The sequence below is a fragment of the Zobellia sp. B3R18 genome (assembly GCF_018860715.1).
In the GTDB taxonomy this organism is placed as follows: domain Bacteria; phylum Bacteroidota; class Bacteroidia; order Flavobacteriales; family Flavobacteriaceae; genus Zobellia; species Zobellia russellii.
Window position 1 is genome coordinate 284431 of the sequence record NZ_JAHKQG010000014.1, and the last position, 19334, is coordinate 303764.

Here is a 19334-nt window from a genome sequence, read left to right on the forward strand (position 1 = left end):
AATATGGTTTTAAAAATAAAACACTTTGTTATATTTACAACATTAACATTTTTGCATTCTTGCAGCGAGCAACACCCTACGCTTCAAAAAATAGATGCAAAACAAGTTCCTATTGACAATTCACTGGCAACTACAGAAAGCATTGAAACTCTTGTAAAGCCCTACAGGGAAAGGATAAACCATGTACTGGACAGCACTCTGGCCTACGCCCCCTATCCTATTTCCAAAACAGACGGAGCTCTCAACACCACTGCCGGAAACCTTATGGCAGACATTGTATTTTCCGAAGCTAATCCCATATTCAAATCAAGAACAGGACATTCAATTGATCTTGTTTTATTGAATCACGGTGGTATTCGCTCCTTAATATCAAAAGGAAACGTTTCTTCAAGAACGGCCTATGAAGTAATGCCTTTTGAAAATTCTATTGTTGTTGCAGAACTTAAAGGCAGTTCTATCCTAAAATTAACGGCCTATTTAAGAGATTCCGGTCGCGCCCATCCCATTTCCGGGTTGCAACTGACCTTGGATGCGGAAAACGAAATAAAATCCATTTCCATACAAGGTAAACCTTTGGACCCAAACAAAGTATATTACGTAGCTACATCTAATTATCTAGTAAACGGTGGGGATAGTATGGTCTTCTTTAAGGAAGCTCTAAAAATTACAAATACCGATTATTTAATCAGAAATGCCATGATAGACTACTTTAAAAAAGTAGACACCCTTAAGCCCATTGTTGATAATAGGTTCGTTAAACTACAGAAGTAAAAAAGATAAGCTTTTATGAACAGAAGGAAATTCATCAAAAATACTACGGCCTCCAGTGCCCTTGTGGGGCTGGGCGGACTTTCTCTAAGTTCTTGTTTTGGCGATGTAAAAAAGCATATTACCATTTTACACACCAATGATGTTCACAGCAATATAGACCCCTTTCCCACCGATCATTCTGAATTTCCCAATTTAGGAGGATTGGCCAGGAGAGCTACCTTGGTTGATGCTATTAGAAAGGAAAACCCGAATACCTTGCTTTTTGATGCAGGCGATATTTTTCAGGGTACACCATATTTCAATTTCTATGGTGGTGAGCTGGAATTTAAGCTAATGAGCATGCTTAATTATGATGCGGCAACTATTGGAAACCATGATTTTGACAATGGTATTGACGGACTTTTGGCTCAAATGCCCAATGCCAATTTTGAGATGATCAATGCCAATTATGATTTTAGCAACACGGTCATGAACGGGCAAGTGAAGCCTTACAAAATCTTTACAGTTGATGGCATTAAAATAGGGGTTTACGGCCTAGGCATTGAGCTAGATGGCCTAGTTACCAAAAAACTGTATAAAGAAACCCAATATTTAGAGCCTTTTGAAATAGCACAGGATACGGAACGTGCTTTGAAGAACGAAGAAAATTGCGATTTAATAGTATGCCTATCCCATTTGGGCTATGAATATAAAAATAAGCAAAAACCTCAGGATGTAACTCTGGCCGCCGCATTGGAATATACAGATTTGATTATTGGGGGCCACACCCACACGTTTCTAGACAAGCCTACTATCGTAGAGAATAAGTTGGGAAGAAATGTTTTAGTGAACCAAGTGGGGTGCTTCGGTATAAATCTAGGTAGAATTGATTTTTATTTTGATGGTTCAAAAAACAGCAATGCCACAGGTATATCCATAAATGTATAAGTATGATTAAAATTGAACGGACTACATACCAAAATGAACATTTTCCAGGCTTAGTGGCCAAGTTAGACGCCTATTTAAGCCAAACGGATGGGGACGAACATGAGTTTTATCATCAATATAACGGAATAGAAAATTTAAATCAGGTTGTTATTGCTTATATAAACGAAGTTCCCGTAGGCTGCGGAGCCATAAAAGAATTCAACCCTACTTCTGTGGAAGTGAAACGCATGTATGTTTCACCTGAGACCCGGGGAAAAGGTATTGCTACCCGTATCTTAACGGAACTAGAAAAATGGGCTGCAGAATCCGGATATGAAAGTTGCATCCTAGAAACAGGAAAACGTCAACCGGAGGCTATCGCTCTTTACAAAAAAAGCAATTATCAAGTGATTCCCAATTACGGCCAGTATGCGGGAATGGAAAATAGTGTATGTTTTAAGAAAGAGCTGACCTAACTACCTTTCCAACAAATTGGTTGTAATTTCCTGAAGCTCTTGCTCCAATGATATATTCGGAAAAGGTTTTCCCGCTTTCCTATACCAATACCCTGCATTAAACTTATCTCCTTCTACCCTATGAAGATAAGCGTGAATCCAACTCCCCGTTTCATTGAACATATCTTGCGCTATATCATGTGAAGCCTCCCAATTATCGGTCGCGGCAAGCCACATAGCTTTCAATGCATCTGGCCAATCCGTAGGCGGAGTTGCACTGGTTAATGTTTCTGTAAAATCTTGGTAACTTGTAGGTACTGCCATCAATTTATAGTGTCATTTGTTTTTTCCTATACAAAAATACCTAATTTCGATTGAAATTAACTGTGCGCTTTAATGGTTCAACTATTCCGAAGCTTACTACCCTGGAGGCCATTGCCCTATGTAATGGCATTACTCTGCGCCCTAACCATATTGGGCATACATATGTTGCCCAGCGTAGATAGTATGCTTAACGAAAACAATACGCGTATCTCCCATGTTTTTCTAAAATCACAAATCAATTACCATAAGGAGATAGCCCCTTTTGCCCGAAGGCCGTTAACTACATTTTTAATAGAATCTTCACAAAAGATATTTGGTTTTAGAGCCGGCTACGCTTTTATCTTGGTTAATTTTTTGTTGCTGGGTTGCAGTGGTGTTTTAGTGTACAAGCTTTCCCGGGTTCTCAAGGCTTCCAAAATCCACGGTTTAACCAATATGATGGTATTTTTCACATCATTTTCAGTGTTATTTGCGTTTTTCCCTCCTGTATTTACTTATGATGAACCTTTACAATATTGTTTTCTTCTTCTCGCACTAATTGCCTTTGTGCGCCGTAAGTGGCTTTGGTATATTATCTTATTCAGCTTGGCCCTAGTGGCCCGTGAAACTAGTATTTTATTACTCCCAGCATTGGTCTTGTTTCTTCCCAACACCGAAAATCATTTTGGAAAAAATATTTTTTCGAACTTAAAAAAATACGGCCTCCTTATTCTGCTGCCTGTTTTTTTCTACGGGTGTTATGTGGGCTTTTTTATTTACCATCAAAGGTTGCTACACGCAACCCATATTGAGATGGCCAGTAGATATTCCTGTTTTCTAGAGAATATTGAAAGTATTAAGAACAGCGTTGAATCCGTCGTGTCCATTTTTATTACCTTAGGACTGTTTCTTTACTTTACCTATTTCTATTTAAAAAGAAAAAACAGACCTAGTTGGCAGAACAAGTTTGTTTTTGCCTTTCTACTCACCGTAGCTATCAATACACCGATTGTCTTTTTAACCGCTTTTGCAAGGGAATCGCGACTATTTGCCTTACCCCTACTTTTTGTTTGGCCCATGTTCATGCAGCTTTTTGGAAGCGACCTAACCTTTTTAAAAAGCAAAAACGATTACAATAGCTTATTGAAAAATTGGCGAATGATGCTTGTTTTTACAACAATTACATTCGCTAACATTGTATTCTGCTTTGTCTATTACCCACAACTTGGACTGGGTGAAAACACGTACTTTGCAGCATACTTGTTCTGTACAATTCTATTACTGACTACACACTATTGTCTTTATAAAACTACGAGTAAAAAAGAGCTGTTATAAAAACACCCTACTTCTGGACCAACTATTTTACCATTTCCAAGAACTCTCCCTCAGTAACAATAGGCACATTTAAAGATTCTGCTTTGGTCCGCTTGCTAGGTCCCATTTTGTCTCCAGCTACCAAATAGGCTGTTTTTGAGGATATACTTGAGCCAACCTTACCTCCGTTCGCTTCTATTATTTTCTTAAGTTCATCGCGACTTACCGTCTCAAAAACTCCAGAAACCACAATGGTAAGCCCTTTTAGTTTGTCCGTTTGATTTTCCAATTGCTCCTCGGAAAGGGAAAACTGTAATCCATAAGTCTTTAAGCGAGCTATAATTTCACGGTTGGTATCATTGTTGAAAAACTCCACTACGGAACTGGCAATTCGTCCGCCAATTTCATCAACGGCAATGAGGCTCTCTTCAGAAGCAGCCATCAAAGCATCAATATTCTTATAGGCCCTTGCCAATTTCTTGGCAACAGTTTCCCCAACAAAACGAATTCCTAAAGCAAAAAGCACACGCTCAAAAGGAATCTTTACCGACTCTGCAACACCTTGAACCAAATTTTCGGCGGACTTCTCAGCCATTCGTTCCAAAGGCAGTACTTGCTCTTTTGTGAGTGTATATAAATCGGCATAGTTGTTTATGAGCCCTTCTTTGTAGAGCAACTCTACGGTCTCACTACCCAAGCCTTCAATATCCATGGCCTTACGGGAAATAAAATGCTGGATTCGCCCGGTAATTTGAGGTGGGCATCCATAAAAATTTACACAGTAATGCTTGGCATCACCTTCGGTACGGACCAATTCCTCATGACATTCGGGACAATGTATAATATATTGGGTAGGTTCTGAATCTTGAGGACGTTTTGTAAAATCAACACCCACTATTTTTGGTATAATCTCCCCTCCTTTTTCAACGAATACAGTATCACCTTCACGAATATCGAACTTTGCAATCTGATCGGCATTGTGCAGCGAAGCTCTTTTTACAGTGGTTCCTGCCAGAAGAACAGGTTCCAAATTAGCCACAGGTGTTATAGAGCCCGTACGCCCTACCTGATAGGTGATTTCGTTTAGATGTGTAGAAACTTGTTCCGCCTTAAACTTATAGGCCATGGCCCACCTAGGTGATTTGGAAGTGAAACCTAGTTCATCCTGATGCTGCAGACTATTAATCTTTACCACGACACCATCGGTTTCGTAAGGAAGGTTGTGCCTTCCTGAATCCCATTCGTTAACAAATGCCATAACTTCATCCGTTGTCTTGCAAAGTTTTGCTACTTCAGGGACTTTAAAACCCCATTCACGGGCTTTTTCAAGCATTTGCCATTGGGAGCTTATTCCCGTATCCTTTCCTACAATACTGTACAACAGACAATCTAACGGCCTTTGTGCAACTGCCGAACTATCCTGTAATTTTAAACTTCCCGAAGCCGTATTTCTAGGATTCATATAAGGTTCTTCACCATTTTCAACACGCTCTGCATTCATTTGCGCAAAACCTTCAAACGGCAGTACAATTTCTCCACGGATATCAAATTTAGGTGGATAATCACCTTTTAGTTGCAGCGGTACGGACTTTATGGTTTTTACATTTGTAGTTACATCATCGCCCTGAAAACCGTCTCCCCTTGTAACCGCTCTCACCAATTTTCCATCCTCATAGGTAATGCTAATAGACGCTCCGTCGTATTTTAGCTCACAAACAAACTCTACTTGGGCATCACCCAAAATACGCTGCATGCGCTTTTCCCAATCCTCTAAATCTTCTTTGGAGTAAGAATTATCCAAAGAATACATACGCTCATTATGAACAACCGTTTCAAAATTTTTGGTAACACCACCACCCACACGCAAAGTGGGAGAGCTGGCATCATAAAATTCCGGATGCTTTGCTTCAAGCGTTTGCAGCTCCTTTAGTTTTACATCAAACTCATAATCGGTTATGGTGGCATTATCAAGCACATAATAATTATGGTTGTGCTCTCGCAATTCTTGACGAAGGGATTCTATCTGTTCTTTTATTTGCATTTCCAGTTCAGTGTTACTCTAATTTAATATCTGTTTGAAGTTTTTGTCGTGGCGAATTACCCCAAAACTCCCTTTGTCATTCGGTCATTACCAAATATATCTTTTCGGACCTCAATTTCTGAAAAATTATATTCCCGTAAAAGTGCTTCCGTTTCTTTTGCCAAATACTGGTTGATTTCAAAAAAGAGCCTACCCTTTTCCGAAAGACTTTCTTTGGCCAGTTTTGTTATAGCCTCGTAAAATAGTAATGGATTTTCATCTGAAACGAAAAGAGCCATATCCGGCTCATGTTCCAAAACATTTTTGTACATCTCCCGCTTTTCTAATTCGCGCACATAAGGTGGATTGGAAATAATGATATCAAAATCCGAAGCAAACCCGTCCAAATTCAAAATATCAGCTTGAATAAATTCAACCTTAACCGAGTTAATTTCCGCATTCTTTTTTGCTGTTTGCAATGCTTTTTCTGAAATATCCAAAGCGGAAACTTTAGCCTGTGGCAGTAGCTTTGCCAACGAGATAGCAATACAGCCACTGCCGGTCCCGATATCCAAAATCCGTATACTTTCACCTTTTAAAGTACTATTCCCAACCTCCTCAACAATCCAACGGACCAAATCTTCAGTTTCCGGTCTTGGGATAAGCACATTTTCGTTCACTTTAAAATCAAGATCCATAAAAGTTGTACTCCCCATAATATATTGAACCGGACGATGTAATTTTAAACCGGCCAGAGCCTCAAAAAGCGGTTGCTCCTCTTCTTTTGTCAACGTTAAATTGGGCTGTAAGGCCAGTACAAAACGCTCCAATTGCAAATAATGGTCTATAAGCAAATAGAAGAAACTATCTACTTCTTCCTTTGGATACAGGGCGTCCAATTCTTTATGATAAACATTCTTGATTTCTCTTAAAACCATTGTTATTGGGGCTATACATTACAATTTAGCGAGCATATACACCGGGCAGGAATAGTGTCCCGTATCACCTAACGGTTTATCTATATATTCAAATCCCATTTTTGCATAAAGCTTTTGAGCGGCTTTCATATAGGGCATGGTCTCCAGATAGATGCTATCAAAATTGAATTCTTTTGCTTTCTTCAAACATTTTTGTAGCATTTCAGCGCCAATCCCACGTCCGCGGGCTTCTTCAAAAAAATACATCTTTTGGAGTTCGCAAATGTTATCCTCGCAGTTATCCAATTGTGCTATTCCTGCGCAGCCTAAAATAGTACCGTTTTCTTCCACTACAAAATATGCGGCACGCGGTTTTTCATAATTTTCAAACATGCTGTCAAGGGATACATCGGCGTAAGCCGTGCCTACCTTTGGCACCCCTAAATCCACTAACACCTTACGAATCAATGCCGCTACTTGGGCATTATCCTCTTTTCTAATAGCGCGAATGTTCACTACACCCATTTCCAATAAATAAAATTCTATTTTTACAGTGTGAAGATACGTAGAAATGTGCGCATGCTAAGTATCTAAAAACACCGCAAACAAAGTTTATGTCCACCAATAAATCCAAATCAAAAACCATAATATCCAAAGACGAAGCCTACATGCTTCGCTGTTTGGAAATTGCGAAAAACGGATTAGGAACCACAGCTCCTAATCCCATGGTAGGTGCCGTACTCGTTCATAACGACACCATTATTGGAGAAGGTTTTACCAGTCCGTACGGTGGGCCACATGCCGAGGTGAACGCCATAAATTCCGTAGTAGACCAATCACTTCTTAAAGAAGCCACCATTTACGTAACCTTGGAACCCTGCTCCCATTATGGAAAAACACCGCCTTGTGCAGATTTGATTGCCAAGCATGGTATACCAAAAGTTATCATTGGATTAATAGACCCACACACGAAAGTAGCAGGCAAAGGTATTCAAAAGCTCAAAGATGCCGGAAGTGAAGTGTTAACGGGGTGCCTGGAAAACGAATGCCGCACGCACCACCGCCGATTTCTAACTTTTCAAGAAAAGAAACGCCCTTACATTATTTTAAAATGGGCAGAGACTGCAGACGGTTTTATCGCTCCGAAAAAAGAAGAACGGGCCACCGACCCCGAGCCCTTTTGGATTACAAATCCATATTCCAGACAACTGGTACACCAATGGCGGAGTGAGGAGCAAAGTATTCTGGTAGGCACGAACACTGTTATTGAGGACAACCCAAAATTGGATGTTAGGCTGCACACCGGTAAAAATCCTATTCGGGTTATATTGGACCGAAAACTAAAAATAAGTAGCGATTATCATGTTTTGGATGGAAGCGTGCACACTTTAGTTTTAACCGAAGCATTCAAGACCGCCCAACCCAATGCAAGTGTAACCTATCATCAAATTAATTTTGATAAGGACGTAGCACAGCAAATATGCGATGTTCTTTACCAAGAAAATATAAGCAGTATTCTCATAGAAGGAGGAAGCCAAACCCTGCAAACTTTTATTGATTCCGGCCTATGGGATGAAGCAAGGGTCTTTACGGGCATGAGTCATTTTAAATCAGGAATAGCTGCCCCAAAATTTAAAGGAAGGCCTAACAGCACTAAATTCATTGAGACGGACACCCTAAAAATATACAGCAATGATTAAGAACATTATTTTTGATTTTGGTGATGTATTCATCAATTTGGATAAAGGCGTCATCTTCCGAGAAATGGAAAAATTTGGAGGCTCCATAGATTTATCACCGGAACTATTGGAATTGAACGGAATTTACGAAGTTGGCGGCATGACCTCCGAAGCGTTCGTAACCCAACTCCAAAAGCAATATCCCAAAGCAAATACCGCAGAAATTGAAAACATATGGAATTCCATGCTGTTGGATTTTCCTGAGGAACGACTAGAGTTTATTGAAAAGCTTGCTTCAGAAGGCGATTACCGACTTTTTTTACTCAGTAATACCAACGAGTTGCATATTACCCATGTAGAACAAAAAATGGGTGTGGACCGCTATACACGGTTTAAAAAACCATTTGAGAAGTTTTACCTCTCACATGAAATCAACCTAAGAAAACCCAATGCGGAAATCTATCAATTTGTTTTGGACGAAAACGGACTCAAGGCCGAAGAAACATTTTTTATAGATGACACCAAGGAAAATACGGATGCCGCCGAAAAATTAGGTATTACCTGTTGGAATATTCAGGTGGGCAAGGAAGATATCATTCAATTGAAATCAAAATTATAAGATGGCGTTCCTTGCGTTAAGCATATTGGCATCTAGCCTCATCTTCATTATTTTTAAGCTATATACCCGCTTTAAGGTAAATACGCTTTTTGCCATAGTTGCCAATTATTTCGTGGCCTGCAGTGTAGGTCTTATACGGTATGAAGGGACAACCCAAATAACCGAAGTACCGGAAAAACCTTGGTTCTTAGGCACTTTTATTCTAGGTATACTTTTCATTGTAGTCTTCAACCTTATGGCCATGGCCTCTCAAAAGGTGGGTGTTGCGGTTACTTCCGTGGCCACCAAAATGTCATTTGTAATTCCCGTTATTTTTGGCCTGTTATTGTATAATGAAGAATTGGGAACTTTTAAGGTAATAGGAATTTTGCTTGCCCTAGCAGCGGTTTATTTCGCTTCTGTGAAGGATTCTTCCATAAAATTCGAAAAATCATCCCTAATACTTCCTGCCCTAGTATTTTTAGGGTCCGGTATAATTGACGCCAGCCTAAAATACATACAGGAAATACACATTAAAGAAGAGGATTATCCAATATTTTCCGCAACCGTGTTTGCCTCAGCCGCGTTTATGGGGCTCGTAATTACTATTTTTAAACTTAAGGATTTGCGCTCAAATTTTAATCTAAACACACTATTTGGTGGAATTGCACTTGGTGTGGTGAATTATTTTTCCATCTATTTTCTTTTAAAGGCATTGCAAAACGACACCTTGAACAGCGCCTCTGTATTTACCATAAACAATGTAGCCATAGTCATGTTCACAACACTTTTAGGGATTCTTTTATTTAAAGAAAAGATAAGTCCTAAAAACTGGAGCGGTATTGCTTTGGCCATAACCAGTATAATTTTAGTTGCTTTTGGCTAATGGATGAAATAACCGATACATATAAAACTATAGCCAAACCCTCCGAAGAAATTCTGTTCAAAGAAAAAAAGAGCAAGTTTTTTGGATATACGTTTCCCGTTGAAAACGAGGAAGAAGTTAAAGATATAATTGATGCATTAAAAAAGAAACACCCCGGCGCCAACCATGTATGCTACGCATGGCAAATGGGAGTTGAACAACCTAGCTACCGTGCCAACGATGATGGAGAGCCGAACAACTCCGCCGGAATGCCTATTTACGGACAAATCCAGTCTTTTGAAGTTACGAATGTATTAGTAGCCGTTGCCCGAATATTTGGAGGAACAAAATTAGGTGTTGGAGGACTAATTTCTGCCTACCGAACCGGGGCACAAATGGCTTTAGAGGCTTCAAAAATTGAAGAGCGACTTATTGAAGATTCCTTTGAGCTCTCCTTTGAGTACTCCGAAATGGATAAAGTAATGCGCATTTTAAAGCAAAGACAATGCAACATTGTATCCCAACAAATGGAAATGGACTGTAAAATCATAGTTTCCATTAGAAAAAGAGATGCAAAGAGCCTATTGAAAGCTTTTGAAGGGTTACATAAGATCGGTGTTAAACCAATTACCTCATAACCCCTTTTACCTAGTTAAATACAGGTATCCAGCCCTAGACTGTGAACCATCTCCCAAATCAAGAACATAATAATAGGTTCCTACAGGTAACAATTCATCTCTTTCATAGGTGGAACGACCGTCCGAAATGCCGGTCCAAGTATTGGCATACCCTTCTTGCTCGTACACCTTTATCCCCCATCTATTGTATATCATCAATCTATTATTAGGGTAATTCATAATACAAGCAATTTGAAAAACATCGTGGGCACCATCGCCATTTGGTGTTATGACGTTAAAAATATTGATAGGACAAATAGGTTCGTCAATTTCAACTTGGGCGCTGGCTTCATCATTTGAAACATCTGTATCCGGTTGGTCTACATGAATCAATCTTATGATATTTAAATAATCGGTAGCTTCTACAACACGTACCCGTATATTCAGTTCAGCGGATTGACCGCTACTTAAGCTTTCAATATCCCACAGAGCACTAGACACATTATAAACCCCTGCCGTTGTTGTGTGTTCAATATAGGAATAACCATTAGGAATTCTTTCGGTTATAGATATATTACTAGCGCTAGCTGTTCCAATATTACGTGTGCTCATAGTGAAATTTACCTCGTCTCCAACTGCGGCAGAATTTGCATCCACAGACTTGGACAAAGCTAAATCTACATAGGAGATAGGAAGTTCTGTCAAAGTACAATCCATACAAGAAGTATCTACAATACAACTCGCACACGGGGTAGGGTCCGTAGAAGTATTTGTTGTAACCATACCGTTGGAGTCTTCCCCTGCAACACTAGCCAAGTTATTTACCTGTCCATTATCTATATCCGTTTGTGTAATTGCATAAGATGCCCTATACACCCAAGTCTCAGAGGTATTTAAAAGCCCATCTCCATTAACGTCTCCACTAGGAAGTTCTGTTACATCCCCTCCTAACAGCGGGTCGGATACCACAATATTAGCTAGCTCCACGGTTCCTGTATTGGTTACAGAAAACGTATAGGCAACTGAATCCCCAACATTGGTTGTACCATCTGCATCGGAATCAACATATACACCATCCTTGGTAATAGTTATTCCACGAATACCAACTTCTACACTAGCTTCATCATTGGATGGGTCTATATCCGTTTCGTCCAAACCAGTTAACCGAGCTGTGTTTACATAATCCGCCCCATCAACTACACGCGCCTGAATATTTAGATTAGCAGTTTGGCTATTGCCTAACGTAGGAATATCCCATACGCCCGTTGCAGAACTGTAATTTCCTAACGAGGTAATATGAGTGATATACTCAAATCCATTGGGAAGTATTTCTAATATTCTAATATTATTTGCGGTTACCGCACCATTATTTGTAGCGGATATAGTGAAAAATATTTCATCCTCTATGTCAACAATATCCAAGTTTACGGTTTTCGCTACCGCAATATCAAGGGTATTGGGCAAAGCCGTCATTGTACAATCAACACACAGCGGGTCTATGGTACACGTGGCACAAGGGGTTGGATCCGTAGACGTGCCTTCAACATTAATTCCGTTTGAATCTTCCCCACTAGCGGTAGCCAGGTTATTTACTTGGCCATTATCAATATCTGCCTGAGTAATACTGTACGATGCATTATAGACCCATGTCTCCGTCACATCCAAAGCTCCGTCTCCATTGGTATCACCAGAAGCAGGACCGGATATTGCCCCTCCCAAAAGTGGGTCGGACACCATTACATTCGAAATAATCTCGTTACCGGTATTGACCACAAGAAAAGTATAGTTGATAGTGTCTCCCGTATTTGTTAAACCATTAGAATCTGAATCTACGTAAACACCATCCTTGGTAATATCCAGGTTTCCAATTGCCGCGGGTACACAAGCGCTATTATTAGAAGTGTCCGTATCTCCTGTTGCCGTTATATCATTCCTAAACCCTCCTCCATTGGAACAGTTTTGGGTTGGGTCCACAATACTTTTATCCACTGAAAAAATAGCGGTTACAAGCCAACTTTCTGCACGAAGTCCGGCTATTGATTCCGAAGTTATTATTTGATCTCCACTGTTAAACGGACTTAAAATAGTTCCATCAATGCCATCGCTCTCTCCTCCATAAGCTAAAGTTGCAGAATTTAAGGTGTATCCTGCTCCTAGAATAAACGTATCCACAACATCATACACACCAGCGAGCCCACCACTATTGTCTGCCGTAATCCTATATGTAACGGTATATTCATCCGTAGCACTGTTATATACTGGACCAGATTCAACCGTTTTACTTACATCTATACTAGCTTGACAAGGAGAATCGGGTATGGTAACGGAACCATCATAAACCGTACAACTTAATCCCGGAACAGCCACTTGCAAAGTATATTCTCCTGCTTGAGAAGCGTCAAAAGGGTCAAAAACAAGTTCGTTACTCGTGCCTTGCTGCACTGTAGTACCCATGGAGTCAATCCAAGTAAATACTGCATCCGGCACGGGATTGGCCATTAAGGTCACCCTTGTTCCCGTTGCATCACAATTAGCAACTAAATCCGGTACGTAAGGAGTTACTTCAAATGCACCATCCGCAGAATTACCACAACTATCGGTAATTCTAATCGTATAGGTACCTTCATCTGTTCCTGTAAAAACACCATCTGTTGAAGTTCGCCCGATATTTGCCGGAATTGAAGAATCAATAATTTCATACTGATAAGGCGCTACCCCATTGGATCCTTCCGCTTGAATAACTCCCGAGCCCTCCGTACAGGTATACCCTACTATGTTTTCAAACGAAGTAGAAACATATACCGGAATATTAATATCAACGGTCTGAGGTTCACAAGGACAAGTAAATGGAAGCGCCGAAGTACAACTACCCCCACTCTGAAACTCTAGAAATAGCTGATAATTTCCTGGCGGAAGATTAGGTACATTTACCGGGGTTTCTTCCGTAAAAAAGGAAATACTCTCTCGAAACACCGTACTTCCCGTATCCGAATTCACCACATTTACATTTGTATAAAATGATGAACCAGAAGCTTTTATCTCATTTGGGTTAATAATTAAAGTATTGGAATTACCACAACTTTGTAAAAAATCCAATGTAAAATCGTGTTGAACAGTTTCCGATGGCAAAATCTCAAAAGTTACATTTCCGGATTCGCAGCCATCCGAAATTTCCGCTTCGTAATTTCCTGGAGGAAACGCTACGGGAAAAACAGAACTGTTGCTCATATTTTCAAATACCCTAGGATAACTATACGTTGTAACCACTCCGCTTTCCGAAGTAAAACTTGCCGGTCCGGAAAGAATGGTAACCCGCCCGTAATTTGTCCCCCCATTTCTCACACGAAAGGACATACCCGTTGTTCCGTCCATACACCCACGTTCAGGTCTTACAGTAGCTTCAAACACAGTAGGTGCTACAGGATCAAATGTTAAAGTGGTGCTTAATGTAGTGCTACAGCTATCTTCTAAAGTAACATCATAGATAGCCCCAAGCATAATATCAGTCTGACTAATTTCCGCCTCAAGATTATCAGCATCAGTAAACGTGTAAACAAGAACATCACTCGCATCGGTTTGATTGGTCAACGTTAATGTTGCCGGCACCAGTACACTCTTTTCCTGAACACTATTGGAAGCCAAGGATGCAAAAACAAAAAACGAAGTATTTCCTGAACAATCCAATGATTTTTGACGCCACATGTCAATATCAGCAGAATATGCAAAATTTATACGCTCCGTTTGTCCACAGGCATCAACAATATTGGCTGTATAGGCCGTACCAAAATCGTAATTGGTTCCAATGGGGTATGAAGTGTCACTACCAACGGACCCTGAAAAAATAACAGTTCCTGTTCCATCTTCAGTAACCGTGATACCATGTGGATAAACTCCGCGACCATAAGAAGAATACTCAGCCTCATAAGTATCACAACCTGCTTTTTCAATAAAATCAATTGCACCATCTAACGCCTCAATAGAAGGGACTGAGATAGTTACGGTTTCACTAACCGTATTTTGACATCCATCTTCAATTTGAAAAGTATATGTTCCTTCTGATAGATTGGTAAAGGTATCCGAATTCTGTTCCTGAATTATAGTTTGGGGCGTTGTACTTAAATCTACAATACGATATTTATAAGTGGGAAATGCCGGTGTTCCTATCAAATTCCCATCACTTCCATTAAGAATAGTCTCTCCGTCCGAACTTGTGGAGCACGATGGTGGCGTTATAGCTACATTAAGACTAGGTAAGGTATAACTGCCCAAAACTTCTATAGACGCTGTAAAAACATCAAAACTGGCATCTCTGACCTCTATGTCATATATTCCGGGCTGCAAGGCCAAGAAAGTGCCAGAGGATTGAAAACCTCTAAGTTCAGGACCATTACTAATTCTATATTGATAAGGTTCCGTACCACCATTAGCTTGAGCCGTAATGCTTCCATCCGAAGAACAAACCGATTCGGATTGCGTTAAATTAAGGTCTAACTGCGCCGTGAGAGTTGTGCAACAAAACAAGAATATATATACTAAAAGTTTAGACATATAAGTGAATTCAATACTTTATGAAAACACGTAACGATTACTAAATCCTAGGTATTGCTATATAGACATTAAATTGCACAAAAAATCGGTTGAATATCACTTTCTGTTCTAACCCCGTTAAACACATGTATTTATATTTTCGTTTCGTTCATCCTCAATTGGAGGATAAAAAATATGTCAGACAAAATAAAAACCAAATTCAAATGCGTATATCAAAGCTTAAATTTAGATAATAATCAATGCAACAAAAATGACTTATTTCTCATTTTCAATTATAACCTCCAAGATGTTTTTGGGGCACCTAATAGGCCTTTTACTTTTCTTATCAACAAACACTAAAACCGTATTTGCTTCTACAAGAATTTCCTGCTTTTCATTACGGATGACATAGTTAAATTCTATCCTAACCGAAGGTGTTTTTTTAAGCCTAGTTTCAACGCTGATGAGGTCATCGTAAAAGGCTGATTTTTTGTAGTTCAACGACAAAGAAACCACTGGTAGCATAATTCCGTTTTCTTCCATGTTTTTGTAAGAAATACCTTTACTTCGTAACCACTCAACCCTTCCCATCTCCAAGTATTGCGCATAATTGCCGTGATACACTACTCCCATCTGGTCTGTTTCCGAATATCGTACTCTAAAAGAAATTTTGTTAAAACTCATATATTATCATGTAAAAATTATATCTTTAAAAGATTTCGATTTTCGCGTTCTGAACATGCAAAAAAAAAAGGGTAAATTCAATAGAGTTTGATTTTTTTTTTAGTTTTTTTGTTCACATATTTGCCCTCCGAGAAAGTAAGGATTATCCCATATACTTTCAACCGACTTACGAAATCACTAACCAACAAAAATAAGATAAACTTTCACATGGGTGTTACTGCTATTTCCGTATGGAACAATTGTTTAACTTTTATTAAAGACAATATTCAACCGCAGGCATTCAAAACTTGGTTTGAACCTATTAAACCAATTAAGTTATCTGATAATGCTTTGAGTATTCAAGTACCCAGTAAATTCTTTTATGAGTGGTTAGAGGAGCATTACGTAAAATTATTAAAAGTAGCCCTTACCAAAGAGTTAGGTGAGACCGCAAAATTGGTGTACATCATTAGAATGGAAAACACCTATGGCAACAAAGAGCCTTTTACGGAAAAGATTCCAAGTTCTAACAGAGCTACAATGAGTCCACAAGAAATGGACGTTCCTATTAAATCAAAAAATCCAGAGCTCAAGAATCCTTTTGTGATTCCCGGTATTCGAAACATAAAAATTGAATCCCAGCTTAACCCCAATTATAATTTTGACAATTTCTTAGAAGGAGACTCCAACCGCTTGGCCAGATCAGCAGGTATGGCCGTGGCCAATAAGCCCGGGGGCACTTCTTTTAACCCATTATTGGTATTTGGAGGTGTTGGTTTAGGAAAGACCCACTTGGCCCACGCCATTGGGGTTGAAATTAAGGACAAGTACCCAGAGCGTACCGTTCTTTATATTTCCGCAGAAAAATTTACGCAACAATACATAGAATCCGTAAAAAAGAACACCAGAAACGATTTTATCCATTTCTATCAATTGATAGATGTGCTTATTATTGATGATGTTCAGTTCTTAAGTGGAAAATCGGGAACACAGGATGTTTTCTTTCATATATTCAATCATTTGCACCAAAACGGAAAGCAGGTTATCCTAACCTCGGACAAAGCTCCGGTAGACATGCAGGATATTGAACAACGCTTATTGTCCCGTTTTAAATGGGGATTATCGGCAGAGTTACAGAACCCCGATTACGAAACACGAATTTCCATCCTCAAAAACAAGCTATATAGAGATGGGGTTGAAATGCCGGACGACATTATAGATTATGTTGCTAAACACATTAAGAGCAATATTCGTGAGCTGGAAGGTGCCATTATTTCATTAATAGCCCAATCTTCTTTCAATAAAAAGGAAGTTACTTTAGAACTGGCCCAGCAAGTAGTTGAGAAGTTCGTTAAGAACACCAAACGTGAAGTTTCAATAGATTATATCCAAAAAGTGGTTTCAGATTACTTTGAGATGGATGTGGCAACGCTTCAATCCAAAACTAGAAAACGCCACATTGTACAGGCCAGACAGTTGGCTATGTTCTTTGCCAAAAAGTTTACCAAGGCATCATTGGCCAGTATAGGTTCACAAATAGGAAAAAGAGACCACGCTACCGTACTGCACGCTTGTAAAACGGTTGATAACCTAGCGGAGACCGATAAGCAATTCAGAAAATACATAGAAGACCTTACCAAGAAATTTTCTTAAATCCTTATGAAAGCCAAAGTCTTAATGGTATGTCTTGGCAATATTTGCCGGTCGCCATTGGCGGAAGGCATTCTACAGGCTAAAGTTGACCCGGAAAACGTTTTTGTAGACTCTGCCGGAACGGGAGGTTACCACATTGGCAACCCACCGGACCCGCGCTCTATTGCCGTTGCCAAGAAACATGGGCTGGACATAGAAAATCAGCGTTGTCGTCAATTTCAAAAGTCGGATTTTAAAAAATTTGATGTAATTTATGCTATGGACCGTAACAATCTTAACAACATTCTAAATTTAGCCGATTCTCCTGATGATGCTAAAAAAGTGAAGTTATTGCTTACGGAGGTAGAATTACCTGTAATTGAAGTGCCGGACCCCTATTGGGACGACAATGGCTTTGAAAAGGTATTTCAACTTATAGACACCGCTTGCACGTCTATTGCAAAAAAACTTTAACCCATTTAGGATTATGGCCAACTACAATGAAAACCAGGGAAAGTTATATTTAATACCCACTACATTAGGCAATAATGAACCTTTGGAAGTATTACCCATTTCCATAAAACAGGCCATAGAACAGATTGACCATTATATTGTTGAAAACGAAAAAACGGCCAGACGCTTTATAAAAAAGATAAGCCCCAGAAAATCACAGCCCAGCCTTCAATTATCCGTTCTTAACAAATACACCGAAGCCGAGGAAATACCCACATTTTTACAATCCTGTTTAGACGGTTTCAACACAGGAATCTTATCCGAGGCCGGTTGCCCCGGTATTGCCGATCCCGGTGCGGACGTGGTAAAAATAGCACATGAAAAAAACATTCAGGTAGTACCCTTAGTGGGCCCATCCTCTATTGTATTGGCCCTTATGGCCAGTGGCATGAACGGCCAAAGCTTTGCTTTTAACGGTTACCTGCCTATTGACGGGTCTGAGCGTAAAAGTGCCGTTAAGAGGTTGGAGAAGCTAAGCAAAGATTACGGACAATCACAATTGTTCATAGAAACCCCCTATAGAAACGACAAGCTCTTTGCAGAGCTGCTTAAAACACTACACCCTAACACCAGAGTATGTATAGCTTGCGATGTGACCCTACCTGAGGAATTTATACAAACGAAAACCATTGCCGACTGGAAACGCTCCAAGGTAGAATCACTTCATAAGCGCCCAGCTATCTTTATTATTCAAGGGTAATTCTACTTTTTGAGTTTTTATATCTTATTCTGGAACAATTATTTACTCCACTCCAAATTATTTTTTATTTTACTAGCTAACTTTTGATATAAGCCTAAATTAACCAGTATTTTTAGTGTTCTTAAAAGTTACTCTAAAGTAGCTGCTTTATTACACCATTAATCATTAACCTTTTTTTTCTAATATAGCACCCAAATTGGAATTTCTACTTAATGAAAGATAGATTAAAAGAAAATATTGAAAACTTGATAGCTCTTACGGACGAGGAGTTCTCTTTTATTTTATCTCATTTCTCATTAGAAAAGCACAAAAAAAATGATTTTATCATTAAAGAAGGAGAACATGTAATGCATTGCTATTTTGTGATTTCCGGGCTATTAAAATTAGTTTACGATGACAAAAATGGGAAACAACATATTGTATCCTTTGCCATGGAAAACTGGTGGGAAAGCGATTTTTCTGCCTATTTCTCACAAACTAAAGCTAAAATGGCACTACAATGCATTGAAGACACTTTAGTATTTTCCCTAAGTCTTGACAATTACCAAAAACTATCCGATGAATTACCCAAAATGCAGCATTTTTTCCTTCAAAAGTCGAATTTAGGACATATTGCATCGCAAAATAGAATCTTATCTTTTTTAACTTCAAATGCTAAAGAAAGGTATGAGCAACTTCTTAAACAGTACCCCATATTATTTCAACGTGTTCCTAAAACTCTGCTAGCTTCTTACTTAGGTGTGTCCCGCGAGACACTTAGCCGTCTTTCCTCATAAAATTTGAGCTTCTTTACAATTGTGATGTATGTCACGCTATAACCATACCATTAGTTAAATATTTGCAGCGTATATGGC

At 39.3% G+C, this 19334-nt stretch carries 18 protein-coding genes; 12 read left to right on the forward strand and 6 right to left on the reverse strand.

What is annotated here, in order from left to right; genetic code table 11:
- Positions 1–51 precede the first annotated feature (51 nt).
- Genes KO513_RS17855 through KO513_RS17865 form a run of 3 tightly spaced genes read left to right on the forward strand, consistent with a single transcriptional unit; the run spans position 52 to position 2153 of the window.
- Positions 52–771, forward strand: coding sequence for a 5'-nucleotidase C-terminal domain-containing protein (locus KO513_RS17855; protein ID WP_252735948.1), 720 nt, complete (start codon positions 52–54; stop codon positions 769–771).
- A 15-nt stretch (positions 772–786) separates the two neighbouring features.
- On the forward strand, positions 787–1698 hold the full coding sequence (locus tag KO513_RS17860) for a bifunctional metallophosphatase/5'-nucleotidase (RefSeq protein ID WP_215914579.1): 912 nt from the start codon (positions 787–789) through the stop codon (positions 1696–1698).
- 2 nt (positions 1699–1700) lie between these two features.
- Positions 1701–2153, forward strand: a complete 453-nt coding sequence (locus KO513_RS17865; protein ID WP_215914580.1) for a GNAT family N-acetyltransferase — start codon at positions 1701–1703, stop codon at positions 2151–2153.
- On the opposite strand, the gene KO513_RS17870 is transcribed toward KO513_RS17865, so the two are convergent.
- Positions 2154–2456 carry a hypothetical protein gene (locus KO513_RS17870; protein WP_215914581.1) on the reverse strand — a complete coding sequence of 101 codons (303 nt, stop codon included), beginning with the start codon at positions 2454–2456 and terminating at the stop codon, positions 2154–2156.
- 72 nt (positions 2457–2528) lie between these two features.
- On the opposite strand from KO513_RS17870, the gene KO513_RS17875 reads away from it, so the two are divergent.
- The gene (locus KO513_RS17875; protein WP_215914582.1) at positions 2529–3770 is read left to right on the forward strand and encodes a glycosyltransferase family 39 protein; all 1242 of its coding nucleotides are present in this window, start codon (positions 2529–2531) and stop codon (positions 3768–3770) included.
- Positions 3771–3792: 22 nt separating this feature from the next.
- On the opposite strand, the gene ligA is transcribed toward KO513_RS17875, so the two are convergent.
- The 3 genes from ligA to KO513_RS17890 are packed head-to-tail and all read right to left on the reverse strand — an operon-like array spanning position 3793 to position 7211.
- The gene (gene ligA, locus KO513_RS17880; protein ID WP_215914583.1) at positions 3793–5790 is read right to left on the reverse strand and encodes an NAD-dependent DNA ligase LigA; all 1998 of its coding nucleotides are present in this window, start codon (positions 5788–5790) and stop codon (positions 3793–3795) included.
- A 56-nt stretch (positions 5791–5846) separates the two neighbouring features.
- Positions 5847–6707 carry a peptide chain release factor N(5)-glutamine methyltransferase gene (prmC, locus tag KO513_RS17885; protein ID WP_215914584.1) on the reverse strand — a complete coding sequence of 287 codons (861 nt, stop codon included), beginning with the start codon at positions 6705–6707 and terminating at the stop codon, positions 5847–5849.
- A gap of 18 nt (positions 6708–6725) precedes the next feature.
- Positions 6726–7211: a GNAT family N-acetyltransferase gene (locus KO513_RS17890; protein ID WP_215914585.1), complete on the reverse strand. Its 486-nt coding sequence runs from the start codon at positions 7209–7211 to the stop codon at positions 6726–6728.
- An 89-nt stretch (positions 7212–7300) separates the two neighbouring features.
- Between KO513_RS17890 and ribD the strand changes: the two genes are divergently transcribed.
- From ribD to KO513_RS17910, 4 genes are read left to right on the forward strand one after another with little or no spacing between them, the layout of a single operon-like run.
- Positions 7301–8386 carry a bifunctional diaminohydroxyphosphoribosylaminopyrimidine deaminase/5-amino-6-(5-phosphoribosylamino)uracil reductase RibD gene (gene ribD, locus KO513_RS17895; RefSeq protein WP_215914586.1) on the forward strand — a complete coding sequence of 362 codons (1086 nt, stop codon included), beginning with the start codon at positions 7301–7303 and terminating at the stop codon, positions 8384–8386.
- The gene (locus KO513_RS17900; RefSeq protein WP_215914587.1) at positions 8379–8984 is read left to right on the forward strand and encodes an HAD family hydrolase; all 606 of its coding nucleotides are present in this window, start codon (positions 8379–8381) and stop codon (positions 8982–8984) included. The genes ribD and KO513_RS17900 overlap by 8 nt, the downstream gene beginning before the upstream one ends.
- 1 nt (position 8985) lies before the next feature.
- Positions 8986–9849, forward strand: coding sequence for a DMT family transporter (locus KO513_RS17905; RefSeq protein ID WP_215914588.1), 864 nt, complete (start codon positions 8986–8988; stop codon positions 9847–9849).
- Entirely contained in the window at positions 9849–10466 is a 618-nt protein-coding gene (locus KO513_RS17910) for an IMPACT family protein (protein ID WP_215914589.1), read from the forward strand. Before KO513_RS17905 ends, KO513_RS17910 begins: the two co-directional genes overlap by 1 nt.
- Before the next feature lie 6 nt (positions 10467–10472).
- Here KO513_RS17910 and KO513_RS17915 read toward each other — a convergent pair whose 3' ends face one another.
- Positions 10473–14993 carry a DUF7507 domain-containing protein gene (locus KO513_RS17915; protein WP_215914590.1) on the reverse strand — a complete coding sequence of 1507 codons (4521 nt, stop codon included), beginning with the start codon at positions 14991–14993 and terminating at the stop codon, positions 10473–10475.
- 255 nt (positions 14994–15248) lie between these two features.
- Positions 15249–15656, reverse strand: a complete 408-nt coding sequence (locus tag KO513_RS17920; protein ID WP_215914591.1) for an acyl-CoA thioesterase — start codon at positions 15654–15656, stop codon at positions 15249–15251.
- Between the two features lie 207 nt (positions 15657–15863).
- Between KO513_RS17920 and dnaA the strand changes: the two genes are divergently transcribed.
- The 4 genes from dnaA to KO513_RS17940 all read left to right on the forward strand — a co-directional run bounded on the left by dnaA (position 15864) and on the right by KO513_RS17940 (position 19256).
- Positions 15864–17288, forward strand: a complete 1425-nt coding sequence (dnaA, locus tag KO513_RS17925; RefSeq protein WP_215439036.1) for a chromosomal replication initiator protein DnaA — start codon at positions 15864–15866, stop codon at positions 17286–17288.
- A 6-nt stretch (positions 17289–17294) separates the two neighbouring features.
- A complete protein-coding gene (locus tag KO513_RS17930) occupies positions 17295–17741 on the forward strand; it encodes a low molecular weight protein-tyrosine-phosphatase (RefSeq protein WP_215914592.1) in 447 nt (148 codons plus the stop codon).
- Between the two features lie 13 nt (positions 17742–17754).
- A complete protein-coding gene (locus KO513_RS17935; protein WP_215914593.1) occupies positions 17755–18480 on the forward strand; it encodes an SAM-dependent methyltransferase in 726 nt (241 codons plus the stop codon).
- Positions 18481–18692: 212 nt separating this feature from the next.
- Positions 18693–19256, forward strand: a complete 564-nt coding sequence (locus KO513_RS17940; RefSeq protein WP_215914594.1) for a Crp/Fnr family transcriptional regulator — start codon at positions 18693–18695, stop codon at positions 19254–19256.
- Positions 19257–19334: the final 78 nt, after the last annotated feature.

What these genes read in the sequence shown, in the direction of transcription:
- dnaA (WP_215439036.1), top strand. Translation starts at nt 15,864, where the DNA reads ATGGGTGTTACTGCTATTTCCGTATGGAACAATTGTTTAACTTTTATT.
- KO513_RS17940 (WP_215914594.1), top strand. Translation starts at nt 18,693, where the DNA reads ATGAAAGATAGATTAAAAGAAAATATTGAAAACTTGATAGCTCTTACG.
- KO513_RS17900 (WP_215914587.1), top strand. Translation starts at nt 8,379, where the DNA reads ATGATTAAGAACATTATTTTTGATTTTGGTGATGTATTCATCAATTTG.
- KO513_RS17870 (WP_215914581.1), bottom strand. Translation starts at nt 2,456, where the DNA reads ATGGCAGTACCTACAAGTTACCAAGATTTTACAGAAACATTAACCAGT.
- KO513_RS17930 (WP_215914592.1), top strand. Translation starts at nt 17,295, where the DNA reads ATGAAAGCCAAAGTCTTAATGGTATGTCTTGGCAATATTTGCCGGTCG.
- KO513_RS17920 (WP_215914591.1), bottom strand. Translation starts at nt 15,656, where the DNA reads ATGAGTTTTAACAAAATTTCTTTTAGAGTACGATATTCGGAAACAGAC.
- KO513_RS17915 (WP_215914590.1), bottom strand. Translation starts at nt 14,993, where the DNA reads ATGTCTAAACTTTTAGTATATATATTCTTGTTTTGTTGCACAACTCTC.
- KO513_RS17905 (WP_215914588.1), top strand. Translation starts at nt 8,986, where the DNA reads ATGGCGTTCCTTGCGTTAAGCATATTGGCATCTAGCCTCATCTTCATT.
- prmC (WP_215914584.1), bottom strand. Translation starts at nt 6,707, where the DNA reads ATGGTTTTAAGAGAAATCAAGAATGTTTATCATAAAGAATTGGACGCC.
- KO513_RS17910 (WP_215914589.1), top strand. Translation starts at nt 9,849, where the DNA reads ATGGATGAAATAACCGATACATATAAAACTATAGCCAAACCCTCCGAA.
- ribD (WP_215914586.1), top strand. Translation starts at nt 7,301, where the DNA reads ATGTCCACCAATAAATCCAAATCAAAAACCATAATATCCAAAGACGAA.
- KO513_RS17935 (WP_215914593.1), top strand. Translation starts at nt 17,755, where the DNA reads ATGGCCAACTACAATGAAAACCAGGGAAAGTTATATTTAATACCCACT.
- KO513_RS17890 (WP_215914585.1), bottom strand. Translation starts at nt 7,211, where the DNA reads ATGGGTGTAGTGAACATTCGCGCTATTAGAAAAGAGGATAATGCCCAA.
- KO513_RS17865 (WP_215914580.1), top strand. Translation starts at nt 1,701, where the DNA reads ATGATTAAAATTGAACGGACTACATACCAAAATGAACATTTTCCAGGC.
- KO513_RS17860 (WP_215914579.1), top strand. Translation starts at nt 787, where the DNA reads ATGAACAGAAGGAAATTCATCAAAAATACTACGGCCTCCAGTGCCCTT.
- KO513_RS17875 (WP_215914582.1), top strand. Translation starts at nt 2,529, where the DNA reads ATGGTTCAACTATTCCGAAGCTTACTACCCTGGAGGCCATTGCCCTAT.
- ligA (WP_215914583.1), bottom strand. Translation starts at nt 5,790, where the DNA reads ATGCAAATAAAAGAACAGATAGAATCCCTTCGTCAAGAATTGCGAGAG.